The sequence below is a fragment of the Amycolatopsis viridis genome, from assembly GCF_011758765.1.
Taxonomy (GTDB): Bacteria; Actinomycetota; Actinomycetes; order Mycobacteriales; family Pseudonocardiaceae; genus Amycolatopsis_E; species Amycolatopsis_E viridis.
Genome location: NZ_JAANOU010000001.1, coordinates 2,099,563 through 2,117,231, shown reverse-complemented (window position 1 = coordinate 2,117,231; position 17,669 = coordinate 2,099,563). Strand labels below are relative to the sequence as shown.

The window sequence follows — 17,669 nt, the reverse complement described above, 5'->3', positions numbered from 1 at the left end:
TGTTCCAGTTGACGCGCAAGCCGCGGGCAGAGCGTCTTGCCGTCAGATCGAGAACGTGTTTCACTTCGAGTCGTGAGCACACCGCTGTCCGCACCGCTGGATCTGGCATTCGACTACACCCGCTCCCTCGGGCCCGTGCTCGGCCGGTTCGCCGCCGGACTGCGGGAGCGCCGCATCGAGGGCGTGCGCGGCGCGGACGGCCGCGTGCACGTGCCCCCGGTCGAGTACGACCCGGTCACCGCCGCGGCGCTCACCGAGTTCGTCCCGGTGTCCGACGAGGGCACGGTGCTGTCCTGGTCGTGGATGGCTGAACCGCTGGCGGGCCAGCCGCTCACCACGCCGTTCGCCTGGGCGCTGATCCGCCTGGACGGCGCCGACACCGCGATGCTGCACGCCGTGCACGTCCCCGGCCCCGCCGAGATGAGCACGGGGCTGCGAGTGCGGGTCCGCTGGGCCGACGAGCCGGTGGGGCACATCCGGGACATCTGCTACTTCCTGCCCGTCGGCGCCCCGGACGGGCCTGGCACCGCGCGGCCGCCGGGGTCCGCGCAGGACGGTGTCATGGTCACGCCGATCCAGCTGCACTACCGGCATTCGGCCTCGCCGGAGGAAAGCCGCTACCTGCGCGGGCTCGCGGAGGGCAAGCTGACCGGGCAGCGCTGCCCCGCCTGCGGGAAGGTCTACATCCCGCCGCGCGGCGCGTGCCCCACCGACGGCGTGCCCACAGTGGACGAAGTGGAGCTGCCCGACACCGGGATCGTCACCACCTTCTGCATCGTCAACGTGCCGTTCCTCGGCCAGCGCATCCCGCCGCCGTACGTGGCGGCCTACATCCTGCTCGACGGCGCCGACATCGCGTTCCTGCACCTGGTCCTCGGCTGCGACGCCGCGCAGGTCCGGATGGGCATGCGGGTGCGCGCGGCCTGGAAACCGCGGGACGAGTGGTGGACCAGCCTGGAGAACATCAGCCACTTCGAGCCGACCGGCGAGCCGGACGCGCCCTACGAGTCCTTCGCCCACCACCTGTAGAGGGGAACTGCCATGCGGGACGTCGCGGTGGTCGGGTTCGCCCAGGCCCCGAACGTGCGCTCCACCCCGGGCACCACCAACGGCGTGGAGATGCTCGTGCCCATCCTCGCCCAGGTCTACGAGCAAACCGGACTGTCCAATCAGGACATCGGGTTCTGGTGCTCGGGCTCGTCGGACTACCTGGCGGGCCGGGCGTTCTCGTTCATCTCCGCCATCGACGCGATCGGCGCGTTCCCGCCGATCCACGAGTCGCACGTCGAGATGGACGCGGCGTGGGCGCTGTACGAGGCGTGGCTGAAGATCCGCACCGGCGAGGCGGACACCGCGCTGGTGTACGGATTCGGCAAGTCCTCGGCCGGGCAGCTGCGCCGGGTGCTGGCGTTGCAGCTCGACCCCTACACCGTCGCGCCGCTGTGGCCGGACTCGGTGAGCATCGCCGCCCTGCAGGCCCGGCTCGGGCTGGACGCCGGACTGTGGAGCGAGAAGGACCTGGCCGCGGTCGCCGCCCGCAGCCGCGCCGACGCCACCCGCAACCCCTTCGCCCAGGTCTCCGGGATCACCGAGGTCACCGAATTGCTGGACGCGCCCTACCTCGCGGACCCGTTGCGCGCACACGACATCGCGCCGGTCACCGACGGCGCGGCGGTGATCGTCCTGGCCGCCGCCGACCGGGCACCCGAGTTCGCCGAGCGCCCGGCGGTCATCACGGGCATCGAACACCGGGTGGACACGCCCGTGCTCGGCGCCCGCGACCTGACCCGGTCACCGTCGACGGAGGCAGCCGGCCGGGCCGTGGGCACCAGCGGCGTGGAGATCGCCGAGCTGCACGCGCCGTTCACCCACCAGGAGCTGATCCTGCGGACCGCGCTCGGGCTCGGCGACGACGTCCGCGTCAACCCCTCGGGCGGGGTGCTCACCGGCAACCCGATGTTCGCGGCCGGGCTCGCCCGCATCGGCGAGGCCGCCACCCGGATCCTCACCGGGCAGGCCTCGAAGGTGCTCGCGCACGCCACGAGCGGGCCGGCCCTGCAGCAGAACCTCGTCGCGGTCCTGGAGGCATGAATGGCGAAACAGCTCGCCGCGGTGCTCGGCACCGGGCAGACCCACCACCGCGCCAAACGGACCGACGTGTCCATGCCCGGTCTGCTGCGGGAGGCGATCGACCGGGCGATGGCCGATGCGCGGGTGGCGTGGCCGGACATCGACGCGGTCGTCGTCGGCAAGGCACCGGACCTGTTCGAGGGCGTGATGATGCCCGAGCTCTTCCTGGCCGACGCGCTCGGCGCGACCGGGAAACCGTTGCTGCGCGTGCACACCGCGGGTTCCGTGGGCGGGTCGACGGCGCTGGTCGCGACGAGCCTGGTGCAGTCCGGCATCCACCGCCGGGTGCTCACGGTGGCGTTCGAGAAGCAGTCCGAGTCGAACGCGATGTGGGCGCTGTCGATCGCGCCGCCGTTCACCATGCCGGTCGGGGCCGGTGCCGGCGGGTACTTCGCGCCGCACGTGCGGTCCTACATCCGGCGGTCCGGCGCGCCCGAACACGTCGGCGCGATCGTCGCGGCGAAGGACCGGCGCAACGGGGCGCTCAACCCGTACGCGCACCTGCGGCAGCCGGACATCACGGTGGAGAAGGTGCGCGCCTCGCAGGTGCTCTGGGACCCGATCCGCTACGACGAGACCTGCCCGTCGTCGGACGGCGCGTGCGCGATGGTGATCGGTGACGAGACCGCCGGTGACGCGGCCGGAAGCGGCGTGGCCTGGGTGCACGCGACCGCGATGCGCACCGAACCGACCACGTTCGCCGGGCGGGACCAGGTGAACCCGCGGGCGGGCCGGGATGCGGCCGCCGCGCTGTGGCGGGAGGCGGGGATCACCGATCCGCTGTCCGAAATCGACGCGGCCGAGATCTACGTGCCGTTCTCCTGGTTCGAACCGATGTGGCTGGAAAACCTGGGCTTCACGCCCGAGGGCGAGGGGTGGCGGCTGACCGAGGCCGGCGAAACCGCACTGGGCGGGCGGCTGCCGGTCAACCCCTCCGGCGGGGTGCTGTCGTCGAACCCGATCGGTGCGTCCGGCATGCTCCGCTTCGCCGAGGCCGCCAAACAGGTGATGGGCCGGGCCGGTGACTACCAGGTCGACGGCGCCCGGCGCGGTCTCGGGCACGCCTACGGCGGTGGATCGCAGTACTTCGCGATGTGGGTGGTGGGCGCGGGCAAACCCTGACGGACCGGCGGCAGGCCGAAGGCCGCGAAGACCGCCGGGTCTCCGAACACGACGGTGCGGGCGATCTTCCCACCGGTCACGGTGAACAGCTGCACCGTGTGCAGCCGGTGCCCGCTCCCCGGTTCCGGCGCGTAGGCGGCCACGGCCGGCTGCCCGTTGGCCGCGATCGGGACCATCCGCCAGCCGGTCCCGCGCATCGCGAACACCCGCCGGATGAACGCGGCGTAGTCGTCGCGGCCGCGGTACCACAGCGGCACCGGCGGCATCTCCAGCACGGCGTCGTCGGTGAGCAGCTCGACCAGCGCACCGACATCGCCCGCTTCGAAGGCGCGGACGTAGGCCTCCACCGTCCGGCGGGCGGCCGGGTCGGTGGGGCGGGTGATGTCGTCGAGGACGGCGCCGCCCAGCCCCGCCCGCGCCCGTTGCAGCGCGCTGTTCACCGCGGCGGCCGACGTGCCGAGCAGGCCGGCCACCTCCGCTGCGCTGAACTCCAGCACCTCACGCAGCACCCACACGGCGCGCTGCCGTGGCGGCAGCAGCTGCATCGCGGCGACCAGGGCCAGCCGCATGCTGTCCCGGTGCACCGCGCGCGTGGCGGGGTCGTCCAGCCGGGCGTCCGGGAAGGGCTGCAACCACGGCACGTCGAAGGCCGGCCGCAGCGGCGTCCCGGGGTCCGTGCTCGGCGGGCCGAGCCCGGACGGGAGCGGGCGGCGCGCCCTGCCCTCCAGCGCGGTCAGGCACACGTTCGTCGCGATGCGGTACAGCCACGTCCGGATCGACGCCTTGCGCTCGTCGTAGCGCCCGCGCGCCCGCCACGCCCGCAGCATCGTTTCCTGCACCAGGTCCTCGGCCTCGTGGACGGATCCGAGCATCCGGTAGCAGTACGCGAGCAGCTCCGGGCGGTGCGGTTCGGTGCGCGCGGCGAAATCGGCGATCGGCATCGCGATGAGTATGACCGCTCCCGCCGGTACGTACCCCCGTCGAGCCACCCGGCCGGCGCGGACAACCGAGGAGCACACCATGGGCAAGGTCATCGTCATCGAGTTCGTCACGCTGGACGGCGTCGCCGAGGACCCGGACGGTTCCGGTGGCACACCGGGCGGCGGCTGGGCGTTCCGGCACGGCCCGGAGGCGGTCGCCGGCGACAAGTTCGAGCTCGGGCCGGTGCTCGACACCGGGGTGATGCTGCTCGGCCGCACCACCTGGGAGCTGTTCGCGAAGATCTGGCCCGGCCGCACCGACGAGTTCTCCGCGCGGATGAACGCCATCCCCAAGCTCGTCGCGTCACGGACCCTGGCCGCCGCCGGCGGGTGGCAGAACTCGTCGGTGCTCGGCGACGACCTCGTCGCGGCCGTCCGCGCGCGCACGGCCGTCCAGGACGTCATCGTCACCGGCAGCCTCAGCGTGGTGCACGAGCTGGCCGGACACGGCCTGGTCGGCGAATACCGCCTGCTGGTGTTCCCGACGGTGCTCGGCACCGGGCGGCGGCTGTTCGCCGACCGCACTCCGCCCGCCGAGCTGCGGCTGCACTCGGCCGGGCGGAAGGGCGAAGCGGTGCTGCTGTGCTACCGCGGTGCGGGGAAACCACCCACCTCCCGCTCGTAGGCCGCGGCCACGCGCAGCACCGTCGCGTCGTCGAAGCGGCGGCCCGCGATCATCAACCCGGTCGGCAGGCCGTCCACCAGGGCGGCCGGCACCGAGATCGCCGGGTGACCGCTCGCGTCGAACGGGGCGGTGTTGCCGACCATGGCCAGCGCGTTGGCCATCTGCTCCTCGTGGCTGGCGTCCGGCCCGGGCAGCGGCTTCGCCACGTAGGGCACGGTCGGCAGGACCAGCACGTCCACCTCGGTCAGCGCCGCGTCATAGGCCGCCCGCAGCTCCCACGCCAGCTCGCGCGCCATCGCGTAGTGCCGCATGTCGTAGCGCTCCGCGGCGTGGGCACCGGCGAGGATCACGGTCTTGAGCATGTCCGACATGGCGTCGCCGTGCGCGCGCCTGCCCTGCGCGAAGTGCACCACCAGCTCGGGGTCGTACCGGCCGGAGACGTTCATGCCGTAGCCGTTGCCGTCGATCATCTGACGGGCGGTGCCGTCCGTGCCGATCACGGTCCACACGTCGAACCCGTCCCGGTGCCACGGCACGCTCACCTCGGACACCACGGCGCCCGCGGCGGCGAGCCGGTCGACCGCGGCGCGCACGGCGTCGTCGACCCCCGGCTCGGACACGGGCAGCCCGAATCCCTCGGTGAGCACCCCGACCCGCAGGCCACGGATGTCCTGCTCGACGGCGGCCAGGTAGTCCTGCGGCTCGGGCGTGCGGAACTGGCGCGGGTCGTAGCCGTCGTCGCCGGCGAGGACGGCCAGCAGCAACGCCGCGTCCCGCACCGTGCGGGTCATCGGGCCGAGGTGGTCGATCGTGGTTTCGATCGGGAACGCGCCGGTGTAGGGCACCAGCCCGTGCGTCGGCTTGTGCCCGACCACGCCGCAGAACGCCGCCGGGATCCGCACCGAACCGCCCTGGTCACCGCCGATGGCGAAGTCGACCTCGCCCGCGGCGAGCAGGGCCGCGTTGCCCGACGACGAGCCGCCGGTCTGGCGGGTGGGGTCCCAGGGGTTGCGGACCGGGCCGGTGGCCGACGTGAAGCTGGACCCGGAGTAGCACAGGTCCTCGCACACCGCCTTGCCGGCGATCGTGCCGCCCGCCGCGAGCACCCGGCTGACGACGGTCGCATCACGGCGCGGCACGAACCCTTCCACCGCACGGGAGCCGTTCATCATCGGGACACCGGCGACCGCGATGTTGTCCTTCACCGCCACCTCGCGGCCGGCCAGCGGACCGTCGCCGGTCGGCGGGATCCGGGTGCGCACGTACCAGGCGCCGAGCGGGTTGTCCCCGGGCCAGGAGAAGTCCCGGTGCGGGGCGCTGGGCGCCGAACGCGCGTACAGGCGCTCGACGGCGTTGTGCGCGGCGAGGTTGGCCTCCACCAGACCGGTGAAGGATTTCAGATCGGCTTCACTGAAGCGGAAGCGGTAACGTGCGCCGAGTTCGGCGAGTTCTTCCGGGGTGGGCGGGACGACGGGCACCGGGCACCTCCTGGCCGCAGACGATCACCTGGGAGGTGCGAGCGTAACCCCTACGTGTAGGCCACCCGGTAGTGCTTGATGCCGTTGAGCCAGCCGGACCGCAGCCGTTCCGGGGGTGCGACCTCGCGGATACCAGGCATTTCGTCGGCGATGGCGTTGAAGATCAGGTCGATCTCCAGCCGTGCGAGATTCGCCCCGATGCAGTAGTGCGAGCCGGTGCCGCCGAAGCCGACGTGCGGGTTCGGGTCGCGCAGCACGTCGAAGCGCTCGGGCTCGTCGAACACCTCCGGGTCGAAGTTGGCCGAGCTGTAGAACATGCCGACCCGGTCGCCCGCGCGGATGTGCTGCCCGCCCAGTTCGGTGTCGGCGGTCGCCGTCCGCTGGAAGGCGATGACCGGTGTCGCCCAGCGGACGATCTCGTCCGGCGCCGTCTTCGGCCGCCGCTCACGGTAGAGCTCCCACTGCTCCGGGTGGTCGAGCATGGCTTTCATGCCGTGCGTGATCGCGTTGCGGGTGGTCTCGTTGCCGGCCACCGACAGCAGGATGACGAAGAACCCGAACTCCTCGGAGCTGAGCGACTCACCGTCCACATCGGCCTGGACCAGCTTGGTGACGATGTCGTCCATCGGGCACGTGCGCCGCTGCTCGGCCATGTTCCAGGCGTAGCCGACGAGCTCGGCCGAGGCCGCGATCGGTTCGACGTCGTACTCCGGGTCGTCGTAGCCGATCATCTGGTTGGACCAGTCGAAGATCTTGCGCCGGTCCTCCTGCGGGATGCCGATGAGCTCGGCGATCGCCTGCAGCGGCAGCTCGCACGCGACGTCCTCGACGAAGTCGCCGGACCCCTTCCGCTTCGCCTCGTGCACGATGCGGGCCGCGCGTTCGCGCAGGGTGTCCTCCAGCCGGGAGATCGCGCGGGGCGTGAAGCCCTTGGACACGATCCGGAGCAGCTTGGTGTGCTGCGGGGCGTCCATGTTCAGCAGGACGAGCCGGTTCGCGTCGAGGCTCTCGTCGGTCATCGTCTGGTCGAAGCGGATGATCGCGAGCTTCTCCCGCGAGGAGAACAGCTCGCTGTCCTTCGACACGGTCTTGACGTCCTCGTGCCGGGTGACGACCCAGAAGCCGTCGTCGCGGAAACCCGCGCGGTTGTACGGCTGCGCGTTCCACCAGACCGGTGCGGTGCGGCGCAGCTCGGCGAACTCCGCCAGTGGCAGCCGCTGCGCGATCAGGTCGGGGTCGGTGAAATCGAAGCCGGCGGGGATCAGGGGCGTGGCCACGGCTACCTCCCGAGGTGCCTCAGTGCCTCACGTGGTCGTGGAACACGTTCTAGAGACGATTAGAGCATACGGTGTTAACCAAGTCGAGCGTTTGAGTGATACCTGTTTACTCGATCTTGAAATCCCTGGTCGGCGCATATCGTCCGATTCGTCACCGAATAGCGGTTGACCTGGATCACACTTGCCCAATACTGAAACAAGTTCTACTTTTATGGTGGTGCGGGAGAAGGGAGTGCCGTCGTGGGTGAACCCGTCGTCGTCGAGGCCGTGCGGACCCCGGTCGGGAAGCGACGTGGCTGGCTGGCCGGGTTGCACGCCGCGGAGCTGCTGCGGTCCGCGCAGCGGGCGCTGGTGGACCGGGCCGGGCTGGACGCCGCGATCGTGGAACAGGTTATCGGCGGGTGCGTGACGCAGGCGGGTGAGCAGTCGGGCAACGTGACGCGCACGGCGTGGCTGCACGCAGGGCTCCCCGAGACGACCGGCGCCACCACCATCGACGCGCAGTGCGGCTCCGCCCAGCAGGCGGCGCACCTGGTCGCCGGGTTGATCGCGGCAGGCGCGATCGAGGCGGGTGTCGCGTGCGGCGTGGAGGCGATGAGCCGGATCCCGCTCGGCGCGAACCGCGGGGTGGACGCCGGCGCGCCGAAGCCCGGCTCGTGGTCGATCGACATGCCCAACCAGTACGGCGCGGCGGAGCGGATCGCCCGGCGGCGGGGCATCACCCGTGCCGACGCGGACCGGTTCGGCCTGGCTTCACAGGCGAAGGCGGCCACGGCGTGGGCGCAGGGCCGGTTCGACCGCGAGGTGGTGCCGGTGAAGGCGCCGGTGCTGGACGCCGACGGGCAGCCGACCGGGGAGACCCGGCTCGTCGCGCGGGACCAGGGCCTGCGCGAGACGACACCGGAGGGCCTCGCCCGGCTCACGCCGGTGCTCGACGGGGGCATCCACACGGCCGGCACGTCGTCCCAGATCTCCGACGGGGCCGCCGCCGTGCTGATCATGGACTCCGCCCGGGCAGCCGCGCTGGGACTCCGGCCCCGTGCCCGGATCCGCGCGCAGGCGCTGGTCGGGGCCGAGCCGTACTACCACCTCGACGGCCCGGTCCAGGCGACCTTCCGCGTGCTGGAGCGCGCGGGCATGACGATCGGCGACGTGGACCTGTTCGAGGTCAACGAGGCGTTCGCGTCCGTGGTGCTGTCCTGGCAGCAGGTGCACGCGCCGGACCCGGAGCGGGTCAACGTCAACGGCGGCGCGATCGCGCTCGGGCACCCGGTCGGCAGCACGGGCGCGCGACTGCTCACCACGGCGCTGCACGAGCTGGAACGGAGCGACCGGACCACCGCGCTGGTGACCATGTGCGCGGGCGGTGCGTTGTCCACGGCCACCGTCCTGGAGCGGCTGTAGGTCCCGGACGACCGCGCTCCCACCAGGCGCACGTGCGCCGGCCGCGATCGGTGGCCGCGACGGTCGTACCGGAGCGCTTCGCGTCGCCGTCGGCGGACGGGAACGCGTGCAGCACCAACCGGCTGTCCCGGTGCACGGTTCCGCGCCTTGCTCGTGGCAGGCGGCACCGGCCGGCTCGCCCGCCACACGCCGGCGGGAGCCGATTGCCGCCGCGGGCAGCCAGCACGCTGCCGTGGGCAGCGAACACACCCGCCGGAACGGCCAACACGCTGCCGTGGGCGGCGAACACACCCGCCGGAGCGGCCAACACACCCGCCGGAGCGGCCAACACGCTGCCGTGGGCGGCCAACACGCCCGCCGGAGCGGCGAACACGCCCGCGGGGGCGGCGAACACGCCGGGGCGGCCGGGGAAACCGGTCGCGCCGCACCGCACCCGCGGATACGGTCGCGGGCATGCCGGACGCGATCTTCGCCCACCCCCGTCTCGCCGCCGTCTACGACACCTTCGACGGCCCCCGCGACGACCTCGGTAACTACCTCGCGATCGCCGACGAACTCGGCGCGGAGCGGGTCGTCGACGTCGGCTGCGGGACGGGCAGCCTGGCGCTGCTGCTCGCCGCGCGGGGCCGCACCGTCATCGGCGTCGACCCGGCCGCGGCCTCGCTGGAGATCGCCAGGGCGAAGGACACCGCCGGTCACGTGACCTGGATCCACGGGGACGCCACCGACCTGCCGCGTGCCGGGGCCGATCTCGCGGTCATGACGGGCAACGTCGCGCAGGTCTTCGTCACCGATGAGGACTGGAGCCGCACGCTCGCGGGCATCCACGCCGCGGTGCGGCCGGGCGGCTGGTTCGTGTTCGAGACGCGGCGCCCGGACCGGCGCGCCTGGGAGGACTGGGCGGCGGCCGGTGAGCCGCTCGTGCTCGACGTCCCCGGGGTGGGCACCGTGACCCGCCGGCTCGAGGTGACCGACGTCAGCCTGCCGCTCGTCTCGTTCCGGTTCACCTACAGGTTCCACGACGACGGCGAGGTGGTCACTTCGGACTCGACGCTGCGGTTCCGGGACCGCACGGAGATCACCGGAACTCTGGCGGCCCAGGGGTTCCGGGTGGCGGACGTGCGGGACGCGCCGGACCGGCCCGGCGCGGAACTCGTGTTCCTGGCCGAACGGGCCTAGCCAGAGACCGCCCCGATCCACTGTGGAGGGCGGCGCCGACGCGGCCCTGGCGGCGGGGCGGGCCGCCGCGCTGTGCTTGACTGCGCACATGATCTCGGACAGCGGTACGTGCCCGGTGCCGGACGGGCAACTGCACGTCGAGCGGCGCGGATCGGGTCCGGCCCTGCTCCTGGTCGCCGGGGGCACCGGCGCCGCGGCCGCCTACCACGCCCTCGCCGACGAACTCGCCCGGGACTACACCGTCCTCGGGTACGACCGGCGCGGCCACTTCGGCAGCGCGAGCCGCACCGGCGGCCCGCTCACCGTCACCCGCCACGCCGACGACGCGCGGGCCGTTGTCGAGCACTTCGGCTACGGCAAGGCGCTCGTGTTCGGCAGCAGCGCGGGCGGTCAGATCGGCCTGGAGCTGGCCGCCCGGCACCCGGAGGTGGTGGGTGGCCTGGTCGTGCACGAGCCACCGGCGGTCGGCCTGCTGCCGGACGCCGAGGACTGGATCGCCTTCGCCCGGGAACAGGCGGCGCGGAGCGCCTCCGGCGATGTCTTCGGCGCCTTCCGGGCCTTCCTCGCCTCGATCGCGGGCGCCGGGCTGCCCCCGCTCAAGACCGTGCGCCTGCCGCACGAACACGAGTGGCAGGTGCTGTTCGACCGCGAACTCGTCGGCATCTACCGCTACCTGCCGGACCTGGACGCGCTGCGCCGCACCCCGGTGCCGATCGTGCTGACCGCGGGCGAGGGCAGCCGCGGCTACTACCACTACCGGCCGGCTCGCGCGCTCGCCCTCGAACTCGGACTGCCGTTCGTCGAGCTGCCCGGGGCACACCTGGCCCCGCAACGGGACGCGAAAACCTTCGCCGCGGCGCTGAACGTCGTTCTCGCCGATCTGGTGCTCTGACCCGCTCCCGCCGGAAACCTGCCGAGTTCCTGAGAAACCGTTTCCGGCGGGACAACGCGCGCTATCCTGATGACATACGGCCGGTGTCATCCTCCCCAGTTTCGCACCGGCCGGAGCTCCGGCGCTTACCTCCCCCTCGGGCGCTGGAGCGTAGGCCCCCGGGCCGTGCCCTCCTCCCCCAGTTCGGTGCGGCCCGGGGGTCTTTTCACGTGCCGGTCTCCGCCGGCGGGCGCAGCACCCGCGCGAAGGTCACTTCGCTGCACCCGGGGCCACCACCTGCACGCCGTCCTGCCACACCTCCCGGATGCGCCCGGGCAGCGCGGCCAGGTCGTAGGGGTCGCCGGAGGCGACCACCAGGTCCGCGCGGAACCCGGGTGCGAGCCGCCCCAGCGAGTCGCCGTACCCGAGCAGCTCGGCGGCCGACGAGGTGGATGCCGCGAGCACCTGACCCGGCGTCATCCCGGCCGCCAGCATCAACGGCAGCTCCTCGAGGTTCGTGCCGTGCGGGCCGACACCGCTGTCGGTGCCCGTCGCGATCTTCACCCCCGCTTCGACCGCCCGGCGCACCGAGTCCGCGTGCACCTCGGCGACGTCCTCGGCCTTGCGGATCATCTCGTCGGTCAGGGCGGCGCCGGCCCGGGCCGCGCGGATCACCGCGATCGGCGCGATCAGCGTCGGCACGAGCCAGGTGCCGTGCGCGAGCATCAGGTCGATGGCCTCGTCGTCGAGGTAGATCCCGTGCTCGATGGACCGGATCCCGGCCCGCACCGCGTTCTTGATGCCGTCGGTGCCCTGTGCGTGCGCCATCACCGCCTTACCCTGCATCGCCGCCTCGGCGACGAGCACGTCGAGCTCGGCCGGCGAGAACTGCGTGTGCCGCGGGTCGTCGCCCGGGGAGAGGACACCGCCGGTCGTGCACACCTTGAGCACGTCGGCCCCGGCGCGCAGCAGGGTGCGGGCGACCTTGCGCATCTCGTCCGGCCCGTCGACCACCGTCCGCGGGCGGCCGGGATGCGGCAGCGTCAGCGGGACGCAGTGCCCGGAGGGCATCCAGTCGTCGCCGTGCCCGCCGGTCTGGCTGATGATCCCGATCGAGATGTCCAGCCGCGGACCGGCGATCAGTCCGTCCGCCTGCGCCTTCTTGATGCCGAGATCGGCGCCGCCCGCGTCCCGCACCGTCGTGATGCCCAGCTCCAGGGTGCTGCGCAGGTTCCGCGCGGCCTCGTAGAACTGGTAGGAAAACGGTTTCTGGAACTGCTTGATCAGGCTGATGTCGGACACCGTGACGTGCACGTGGCAGTCGAACAGGCCGGGCAGCAGCGTGGTGCCGGCGCAGTCGACGACCTCGTCGCCGTCCAGGCCGGTGCCGATCCCGGCGATGCGCCCGTCCTCGACCACCACGTCCGCCTCGAACGGGTCGCTGCCGGTACCGTCGAACACGCGGCCGCCGGCGAACAGGATCCGGGTCATGCTGGCACCCCCTGCAGGCGCCGCGCGGCCAGTTCGGCGAGCAGCGCAGCGCCGTCGGCGAGCACGCTGTCGTCGAACGATGCCTGCGGAGAATGGTTGTAGGGAGCCGAGTCGGGGTCGTCGGCGAAGGTCGCACCGAGGAACACGAACGCGCCCGGGACGCGATCCAGCACGCGTGAGAAGTCCTCGGACCCGGTGACCGGATCCGGAGCCACCGCGAACCGCTCCTCGCCGAACACCTCCCGCACGGTCTCGGCGACGAACTCGTGCCCGGCCGGGTCGTTGACGGTGACCGGGTACTCGGCCTGGTACCGGATCTCCACCTCGAGGCCGTGCGCCGCGGCGATGTCCCGGCACAGCGGGACGGCCAGCTCCGCCACCCGCTCCCGCGCCTGCCGGGAGAAACTGCGGATGGTGGCCTCGAAGCGGGCGTCCGGGGGGATGATGTTGCGCTGGGTGCCGGCGTGGAAGGTGCCGACGGTGACCACGACCGGGTCGAACACGCTGAACCGGCGGGTCACCATCGTCTGCAGCGCGGTCACCATCTCGCACGCCGCCGGCACCGGGTCGAGCGCGGCGTGCGGCCGCGACCCGTGACCGCCGGCGCCGAGCACCCGCACGAACAGGCCGTCGGCGGCGGCCATCAGCGGCCCCGGCCGCGAGACGAACATCCCGCGCGGGATCATCGCGGACACCACGTGCAGCCCGTAGGCTTCGGCGACCGGACGGCCGGCCGCCTCCAGCACGCCCTCGGCGATCATGCGCCCGGCACCGTCGTGGCCCTCCTCGCCGGGCTGGAACATGAACACCACGTCCCCGGCGAGCCGGTCCCGGTGTGCCGACAGCAGCTTCGCGGCGCCGACGAGTCCCGCGGTGTGCAGGTCGTGACCGCACGCGTGCATCCGGCCCTCGTGCCGCGAGCTGAACTCGGCGCCGGTGTCCTCGGTGACCGGCAGCGCGTCCATGTCGCCGCGCAGCAGCACGACCGGGCCACCGCCGCCGTCCCGGGCACCGCGCAGCACCGCGGTGACCGACGAGAGGCCGGTGCCGGTGCTGATCTCCAGGGGCAGGCCGTCGAGGGCGCCGAGGACCGTCTCCTGGGTGCGGGGCAGGTCGAGACCGAGTTCGGGAACCTGGTGGAGCGCGCGCCGCAGTGCCACGAGATCGCCGGACAGCTCCTGCGCGTCTTGCCTGAGATCCATTACCCGACTCTAGAGCCGCGCGGCGCCGGATGGCAGGTCACGCGGCGATCGCGTCCACCTCGAAGAGCATCCCGGGCAGCGCCAGCCGGGCCACGCCGGCGAGGGTCTGGGCGGGTTGGCCGCTGTCCCCAGATCCCGCCGATCTGCTGGCCGAGCACGATCTGCCCGGTTTCGTCGGCCGCGTACTGCCCCGCCACGAAGACCAGTCCGCTCGACGTACGGGTCAGGTGGCTGTAGCCGTAGGGCACGGGGTTGGCCAGGCCTGCCGGGTCGACGACGGTGTGCGCCATCCCGGTTCTGTCCACTGTGGACGCAGGAGCCAGGCGCCGCCCGGTAAGATCGAATGTACCGATCATGGACCCGTCGTGCCCGTGGTGATCCGCCTCAGTGGTCCTGCTCACGACGAGCGTCCGCCAGGGGCCGCCCGATGTCCGCCGTCACAACCAGTCGTCCGGGCCGGCCCAGCTGATCACGTCCGCCCGGACCGGCGCCGCACGGGTGTACTGGCCGCGGTAGAACAGCAGGGGCCGCCCGCCCGACGGCTCGCCCAGCGCGGTCACCCGGCCCACCACGACCCAGTGGTCGCCGCCTTCGAACACCGTCTCCACCGCGCAGTCGACCCAGGTCAGCGCGTCCTGGAGGACCGGTGACCCGGACGGCGCGGTGCGCCAGCCGACCCCGGCGAACTTGTCCGCCCCGCGGGCGCCGAACACCTGGCTGACGTGGTGCTGCCCCTCGGCCAGCACGTTGACCGCGAACCGGCCGCTGCGCTCGATCACCGGCCAGGTCCGCGACGCCCGGCCCGGGCAGAACAGCACCAGCGGCGGGTCCAGGGACAGCGCCGCGAACGACTGGCACGCGAAACCGGCCGGCTCCGCACCGTCCATCGTGGTCACGACGGTGACGCCGGTGGCGAAGTGCCCGAGCACCTGGCGGAACCGGGCCGGCTCGATCGCGGCCTCGATCATGGCTGCATCCCGACGCTGAAGTCGTGGCCCCACAGGCTCACCGCGGTGCTCTCCCGCGCGATCCAGGACTCGTCGTCGACCTGGCGGCCCTCGCACCCGAACTCGACGTCGAACCCGCCCGGGGTCTTCATGTAGAACGACAGCATCAGGTCGTTGACGTGCCTGCCCAGGGTCGCCGACATCGGCACGCCCCGCCGTTTCGCGCGGTCCAGGCACAGGCCGACGTCGTCGGTGTGCTCCACCTCGATCATGAGGTGCACGATCCCGCTCGGGGTGGGCATCGGCAGGAACGCCAGGCTGTGGTGGCGCGGGTTGCAGCCGAAGAACCGCAGCCACGCCGGCGGGCCGTCCGCCGGGCGGCCGAGCATCTGCGGCGGCAGGCGCATCGAGTCGCGCAACCGGAACCCGAGCACGTCCCGGTAGAAGTGCAGGGCCGCCTCGTCGTCGTGGGTGGACAGCACCACGTGCCCGAGACCCTGTTCGCCGGTCACGAACCGGTGCCCGTACGGGCTCACCACCCGCCGGTGCTCGAGCGCGACGCCGTGGAACACCTCCAGGGTGTTGCCGGACGGGTCGTCGAAGCTGATCAGCTCGGTGACCCGGCGCTCGGCCAGCACCTCGGCGCTGCCCTCCTTGTACGGCACGCCGTGCGCGTCCAGCCGCGCCCGCACCTCGTCGAGATCGGCCGCTCCGGCGGTCTCCCATCCGGCGACGGCCAGCCGGTCGGTCTGGCCGGGCACGATCACCAGCCGCGCCGGGAAGTCGTCCATCCGCAGGTAGAGCGCCTCCGGATGGGAGCCCTTGCCCTCGACCATGCCGAGGACCTTGAGCCCGTACTCGCGCCAGGCGGCCATGTCGGTGGCCGCGATGCGCAGGTAGGCCAGCGAGCGGATGCCCATCTCATTCACCTCGCAGGAAGTCCAGGGCCAGCCGGTTGAACTCGTCGAAACGCTCCAGCTGCACCCAGTGCCCGCAACGGCCGAACACGTGCAGCTGGGCGCGCGGGATCGTCTTGAGCGCCACCAGCGCACCGTCGAGGGGGTTGACCCGGTCCTCGCGGCCCCAGACGAGCAGCACGCGCTGCCGCAGCCGGTACGCGTCGCGCCAGAGCATGCCCTGCTCGTGGTCCGGTCCGGCGAAGGAGGCACCCATCGCGCGCATCGCGGCCAGCGACTCGGGCGTGCTGGCGGCGGCGTAGCGCTCCTCGATCAGCTCGTCGGTGATCAGCGACGGGTCGAACACCATCAGCCTCAGGAACGCGGCGAGCTTCTCCTTGCTGGGTCCGGGTGGCGCGGCGAACCGGCTGAGGGCGCGGACGCCTTCGGTCGGGTCGGGTGCGAACAGGTTGGTGCTCAGCCCACCCGGCCCCATCAGCACGAGCCGCCCGGCGCGTTCCGGGTGGTCCAGCGCGAGCCGCACCGCGGTGCCGCCGCCGAGCGAGTTGCCGACCACGTGGGCCGTGCCGATGCCGAGTGCGTCGAGCAGGCCGACGACCGCGGCCGAGCTGTGCGTGAAGTACTGGGGGTGCTGCGCCGGTTTGTCCGACCGGCCGAAGCCGGGCTGGTCGACGGCGACGACCCGGAACGACTTGGCGAACACCTCGATGTTGCGGGCGAAGTTGCTCCACGCCGACGCGCCCGGGCCGCCGCCGTGCAGCAGTACCACGGTTTCCGCGTGTTCGGTGCCGGCTTCGTGGTAGTGCAGCCGCAAGCCCCCGCCGACGTCGGCGTAGTTGCCCTCGGTCATCTCACACCATCGCATTCTCGACCGGGAGGCCGAACTCGCCGTTGCCGAACAGGGTGTAGGCGCGCTCGGGGTCGTTGGCGGCGTGCACGCGGCCGGCGTGCACGTCACGCCAGAACCGCTGGATCGGGGTGCCGCGTTGCAGCGCGCGGCCGCCGGAGTTCTCGAACAACCGGTCCACGGCGGCGATCGCCCGTTCGGTGCCGCGCACCTGGTCCCGCCGGACGCGCAGCCGGGTGGCGAACGGCAGCTTCTCCCCGCGGCAGGCCAGCTGGTACAGCTCGTCGATGTTGCGGGTGAGCTGGAGCCACGCCGCGTCGATCTCACTGGCCGCCTCGGCGACCCGCACCTTCGCGAACGGGTCCTCTTTGGACTGCTCCCCGAGGTACGCGGCGCGCACCCGGTTGCGCTGGTGCGCCACGTGCGCGTCGTACGCACCCTGGGCCATGCCGATGATCGGCGCGGTGATCGTCGACGGGTGCACCGATCCGTACGGCAGCCGGTACAGCGGCCCCGCGTTGATCTCCTGCCCCGGCGTGCGGCACGTCGAGGTGTCGCGGAAGCTCAGCGCGCGGTGGGCGGGGACGAACGCGTCCTCGACGAGGATGTCGTTGCTGCCGGTGCCGCGCAGGCCCACGGTGTCCCACACGTCCTCGATCGCGTAGTCGCCGATCGGCAGCAGGTAGGTGCAGAAATCGACCGGCTTGCCCTCCGCGTCGAAGGCCGGTGCGCCCAGGAAGACCCAGGTGGCGTGGTCGCAGCCGGAGGAAAAGCTCCACCGCCCGGACAGCCGGTACCCGCCGTCGACCACGCGGGCCTTGCCCATCGGCGCGTAGGACGACGAGATGCGCACATCCACGTCGGCGCCCCACACGTCCTGCTGCGCCTGCGGCGGGAACAGCGCCAGGTGCCACGGGTGCACGCCGAGGATCGAGGCGACCCACCCGGTCGATCCGCACGCGCTCGCCAGCAGCTTCACCGCGGTGTAGAAGGTCACCGGGTCGGCCTCGTAGCCGCCGAAGGTCTTCGGCTGGAGCAGCTTGAAGAACCCGGTTTCCTGCAGCGCCTTGATCGTCTCCTCCGGGATGCGCCGTGCGTCCTCGGTCTCCTGGGCCCGCTCCCGCAGGACGGGAAGCAGCTCCCGGACCCCGGCCAGCACCCCGCGACCATCCTGATCGGTCATCTGCACGCCCCGTCCG

General features: G+C 72.5%; 16 protein-coding genes. 7 read left to right on the top strand and 9 right to left on the bottom strand.

The window, feature by feature from the left end:
* Positions 1 to 72: 72 nt before the first annotated feature.
* Genes FHX46_RS10410 through FHX46_RS10400 form a run of 3 tightly spaced genes read left to right on the top strand, consistent with a single transcriptional unit; the run spans position 73 to position 3,252 of the window.
* The gene (locus FHX46_RS10410; RefSeq protein WP_167112833.1) at positions 73 to 1,029 is read left to right on the top strand and encodes a Zn-ribbon domain-containing OB-fold protein; all 957 of its coding nucleotides are present in this window, start codon (positions 73 to 75) and stop codon (positions 1,027 to 1,029) included.
* A gap of 12 nt (positions 1,030 to 1,041) precedes the next feature.
* Entirely contained in the window at positions 1,042 to 2,091 is a 1,050-nt protein-coding gene (locus tag FHX46_RS10405; RefSeq protein ID WP_167112831.1) for a thiolase domain-containing protein, read from the top strand.
* On the top strand, positions 2,092 to 3,252 hold the full coding sequence (locus tag FHX46_RS10400; protein ID WP_167112829.1) for a thiolase domain-containing protein: 1,161 nt from the start codon (positions 2,092 to 2,094) through the stop codon (positions 3,250 to 3,252).
* On the opposite strand, the gene FHX46_RS10395 is transcribed toward FHX46_RS10400, so the two are convergent.
* Positions 3,195 to 4,193: a sigma-70 family RNA polymerase sigma factor gene (locus tag FHX46_RS10395; protein ID WP_208400092.1), complete on the bottom strand. Its 999-nt coding sequence runs from the start codon at positions 4,191 to 4,193 to the stop codon at positions 3,195 to 3,197. The genes FHX46_RS10400 and FHX46_RS10395 overlap by 58 nt on opposite strands.
* A 79-nt stretch (positions 4,194 to 4,272) precedes the next feature.
* Between FHX46_RS10395 and FHX46_RS10390 the strand changes: the two genes are divergently transcribed.
* Complete coding sequence (locus FHX46_RS10390) at positions 4,273 to 4,857, top strand: dihydrofolate reductase family protein (protein WP_167112828.1); 585 nt, start codon at positions 4,273 to 4,275, stop codon at positions 4,855 to 4,857.
* Here the strand turns inward: FHX46_RS10390 and FHX46_RS10385 are convergent.
* Together FHX46_RS10385 and FHX46_RS10380 are read right to left on the bottom strand one after the other, a co-directional pair.
* On the bottom strand, positions 4,818 to 6,335 hold the full coding sequence (locus FHX46_RS10385) for an amidase (RefSeq protein WP_167112826.1): 1,518 nt from the start codon (positions 6,333 to 6,335) through the stop codon (positions 4,818 to 4,820). The genes FHX46_RS10390 and FHX46_RS10385 overlap by 40 nt on opposite strands.
* 50 nt (positions 6,336 to 6,385) lie before the next feature.
* Positions 6,386 to 7,612, bottom strand: a complete 1,227-nt coding sequence (locus FHX46_RS10380) for a cytochrome P450 (protein ID WP_167112824.1) — start codon at positions 7,610 to 7,612, stop codon at positions 6,386 to 6,388.
* Positions 7,613 to 7,852: 240 nt separating this feature from the next.
* Between FHX46_RS10380 and FHX46_RS10375 the strand changes: the two genes are divergently transcribed.
* The 3 genes from FHX46_RS10375 to FHX46_RS10365 all read left to right on the top strand — a co-directional run bounded on the left by FHX46_RS10375 (position 7,853) and on the right by FHX46_RS10365 (position 11,087).
* Positions 7,853 to 9,016, top strand: a complete 1,164-nt coding sequence (locus tag FHX46_RS10375; RefSeq protein WP_167112822.1) for a steroid 3-ketoacyl-CoA thiolase — start codon at positions 7,853 to 7,855, stop codon at positions 9,014 to 9,016.
* 453 nt (positions 9,017 to 9,469) lie between these two features.
* Positions 9,470 to 10,195, top strand: a complete 726-nt coding sequence (locus FHX46_RS10370; protein WP_167112820.1) for a class I SAM-dependent DNA methyltransferase — start codon at positions 9,470 to 9,472, stop codon at positions 10,193 to 10,195.
* Positions 10,196 to 10,283: 88 nt separating this feature from the next.
* Complete coding sequence (locus FHX46_RS10365) at positions 10,284 to 11,087, top strand: alpha/beta fold hydrolase (RefSeq protein WP_167112818.1); 804 nt, start codon at positions 10,284 to 10,286, stop codon at positions 11,085 to 11,087.
* Positions 11,088 to 11,336: 249 nt separating this feature from the next.
* Here FHX46_RS10365 and FHX46_RS10360 read toward each other — a convergent pair whose 3' ends face one another.
* From FHX46_RS10360 to hsaA, 6 genes are all read right to left on the bottom strand, one after another.
* Positions 11,337 to 12,557, bottom strand: a complete 1,221-nt coding sequence (locus FHX46_RS10360; protein ID WP_167112816.1) for a metal-dependent hydrolase family protein — start codon at positions 12,555 to 12,557, stop codon at positions 11,337 to 11,339.
* Positions 12,554 to 13,759: a M20 metallopeptidase family protein gene (locus tag FHX46_RS10355; RefSeq protein WP_167112814.1), complete on the bottom strand. Its 1,206-nt coding sequence runs from the start codon at positions 13,757 to 13,759 to the stop codon at positions 12,554 to 12,556. Before FHX46_RS10355 ends, FHX46_RS10360 begins: the two co-directional genes overlap by 4 nt.
* A gap of 437 nt (positions 13,760 to 14,196) precedes the next feature.
* Positions 14,197 to 14,727 (bottom strand): 3-hydroxy-9,10-secoandrosta-1,3,5(10)-triene-9,17-dione monooxygenase reductase subunit, encoded by a 531-nt coding sequence (gene hsaB, locus FHX46_RS10345; RefSeq protein ID WP_167112813.1) that lies wholly within the window; start codon positions 14,725 to 14,727, stop codon positions 14,197 to 14,199.
* Positions 14,724 to 15,626: an iron-dependent extradiol dioxygenase HsaC gene (gene hsaC, locus FHX46_RS10340; protein ID WP_167112811.1), complete on the bottom strand. Its 903-nt coding sequence runs from the start codon at positions 15,624 to 15,626 to the stop codon at positions 14,724 to 14,726. The genes hsaB and hsaC overlap by 4 nt, the downstream gene beginning before the upstream one ends.
* Before the next feature lies 1 nt (position 15,627).
* Positions 15,628 to 16,473, bottom strand: coding sequence for a 4,5:9,10-diseco-3-hydroxy-5,9,17-trioxoandrosta-1(10),2-diene-4-oate hydrolase (gene hsaD / locus FHX46_RS10335; protein WP_167112809.1), 846 nt, complete (start codon positions 16,471 to 16,473; stop codon positions 15,628 to 15,630).
* Position 16,474: 1 nt separating this feature from the next.
* Positions 16,475 to 17,653 (bottom strand): 3-hydroxy-9,10-secoandrosta-1,3,5(10)-triene-9,17-dione monooxygenase oxygenase subunit, encoded by a 1,179-nt coding sequence (hsaA, locus tag FHX46_RS10330; RefSeq protein WP_167112805.1) that lies wholly within the window; start codon positions 17,651 to 17,653, stop codon positions 16,475 to 16,477.
* Positions 17,654 to 17,669: the final 16 nt, after the last annotated feature.

What these genes read in the sequence shown, in the direction of transcription:
- FHX46_RS10405 (WP_167112831.1), top strand. Translation starts at nt 1,042, where the DNA reads ATGCGGGACGTCGCGGTGGTCGGGTTCGCCCAGGCCCCGAACGTGCGC.
- FHX46_RS10400 (WP_167112829.1), top strand. Translation starts at nt 2,092, where the DNA reads ATGGCGAAACAGCTCGCCGCGGTGCTCGGCACCGGGCAGACCCACCAC.
- FHX46_RS10395 (WP_208400092.1), bottom strand. Translation starts at nt 4,193, where the DNA reads ATGCCGATCGCCGATTTCGCCGCGCGCACCGAACCGCACCGCCCGGAG.
- FHX46_RS10390 (WP_167112828.1), top strand. Translation starts at nt 4,273, where the DNA reads ATGGGCAAGGTCATCGTCATCGAGTTCGTCACGCTGGACGGCGTCGCC.
- FHX46_RS10370 (WP_167112820.1), top strand. Translation starts at nt 9,470, where the DNA reads ATGCCGGACGCGATCTTCGCCCACCCCCGTCTCGCCGCCGTCTACGAC.
- FHX46_RS10365 (WP_167112818.1), top strand. Translation starts at nt 10,284, where the DNA reads ATGATCTCGGACAGCGGTACGTGCCCGGTGCCGGACGGGCAACTGCAC.
- FHX46_RS10360 (WP_167112816.1), bottom strand. Translation starts at nt 12,557, where the DNA reads ATGACCCGGATCCTGTTCGCCGGCGGCCGCGTGTTCGACGGTACCGGC.
- FHX46_RS10355 (WP_167112814.1), bottom strand. Translation starts at nt 13,759, where the DNA reads ATGGATCTCAGGCAAGACGCGCAGGAGCTGTCCGGCGATCTCGTGGCA.
- hsaB (WP_167112813.1), bottom strand. Translation starts at nt 14,727, where the DNA reads ATGATCGAGGCCGCGATCGAGCCGGCCCGGTTCCGCCAGGTGCTCGGG.
- hsaC (WP_167112811.1), bottom strand. Translation starts at nt 15,626, where the DNA reads ATGGGCATCCGCTCGCTGGCCTACCTGCGCATCGCGGCCACCGACATG.
- hsaD (WP_167112809.1), bottom strand. Translation starts at nt 16,473, where the DNA reads ATGACCGAGGGCAACTACGCCGACGTCGGCGGGGGCTTGCGGCTGCAC.
- hsaA (WP_167112805.1), bottom strand. Translation starts at nt 17,653, where the DNA reads ATGACCGATCAGGATGGTCGCGGGGTGCTGGCCGGGGTCCGGGAGCTG.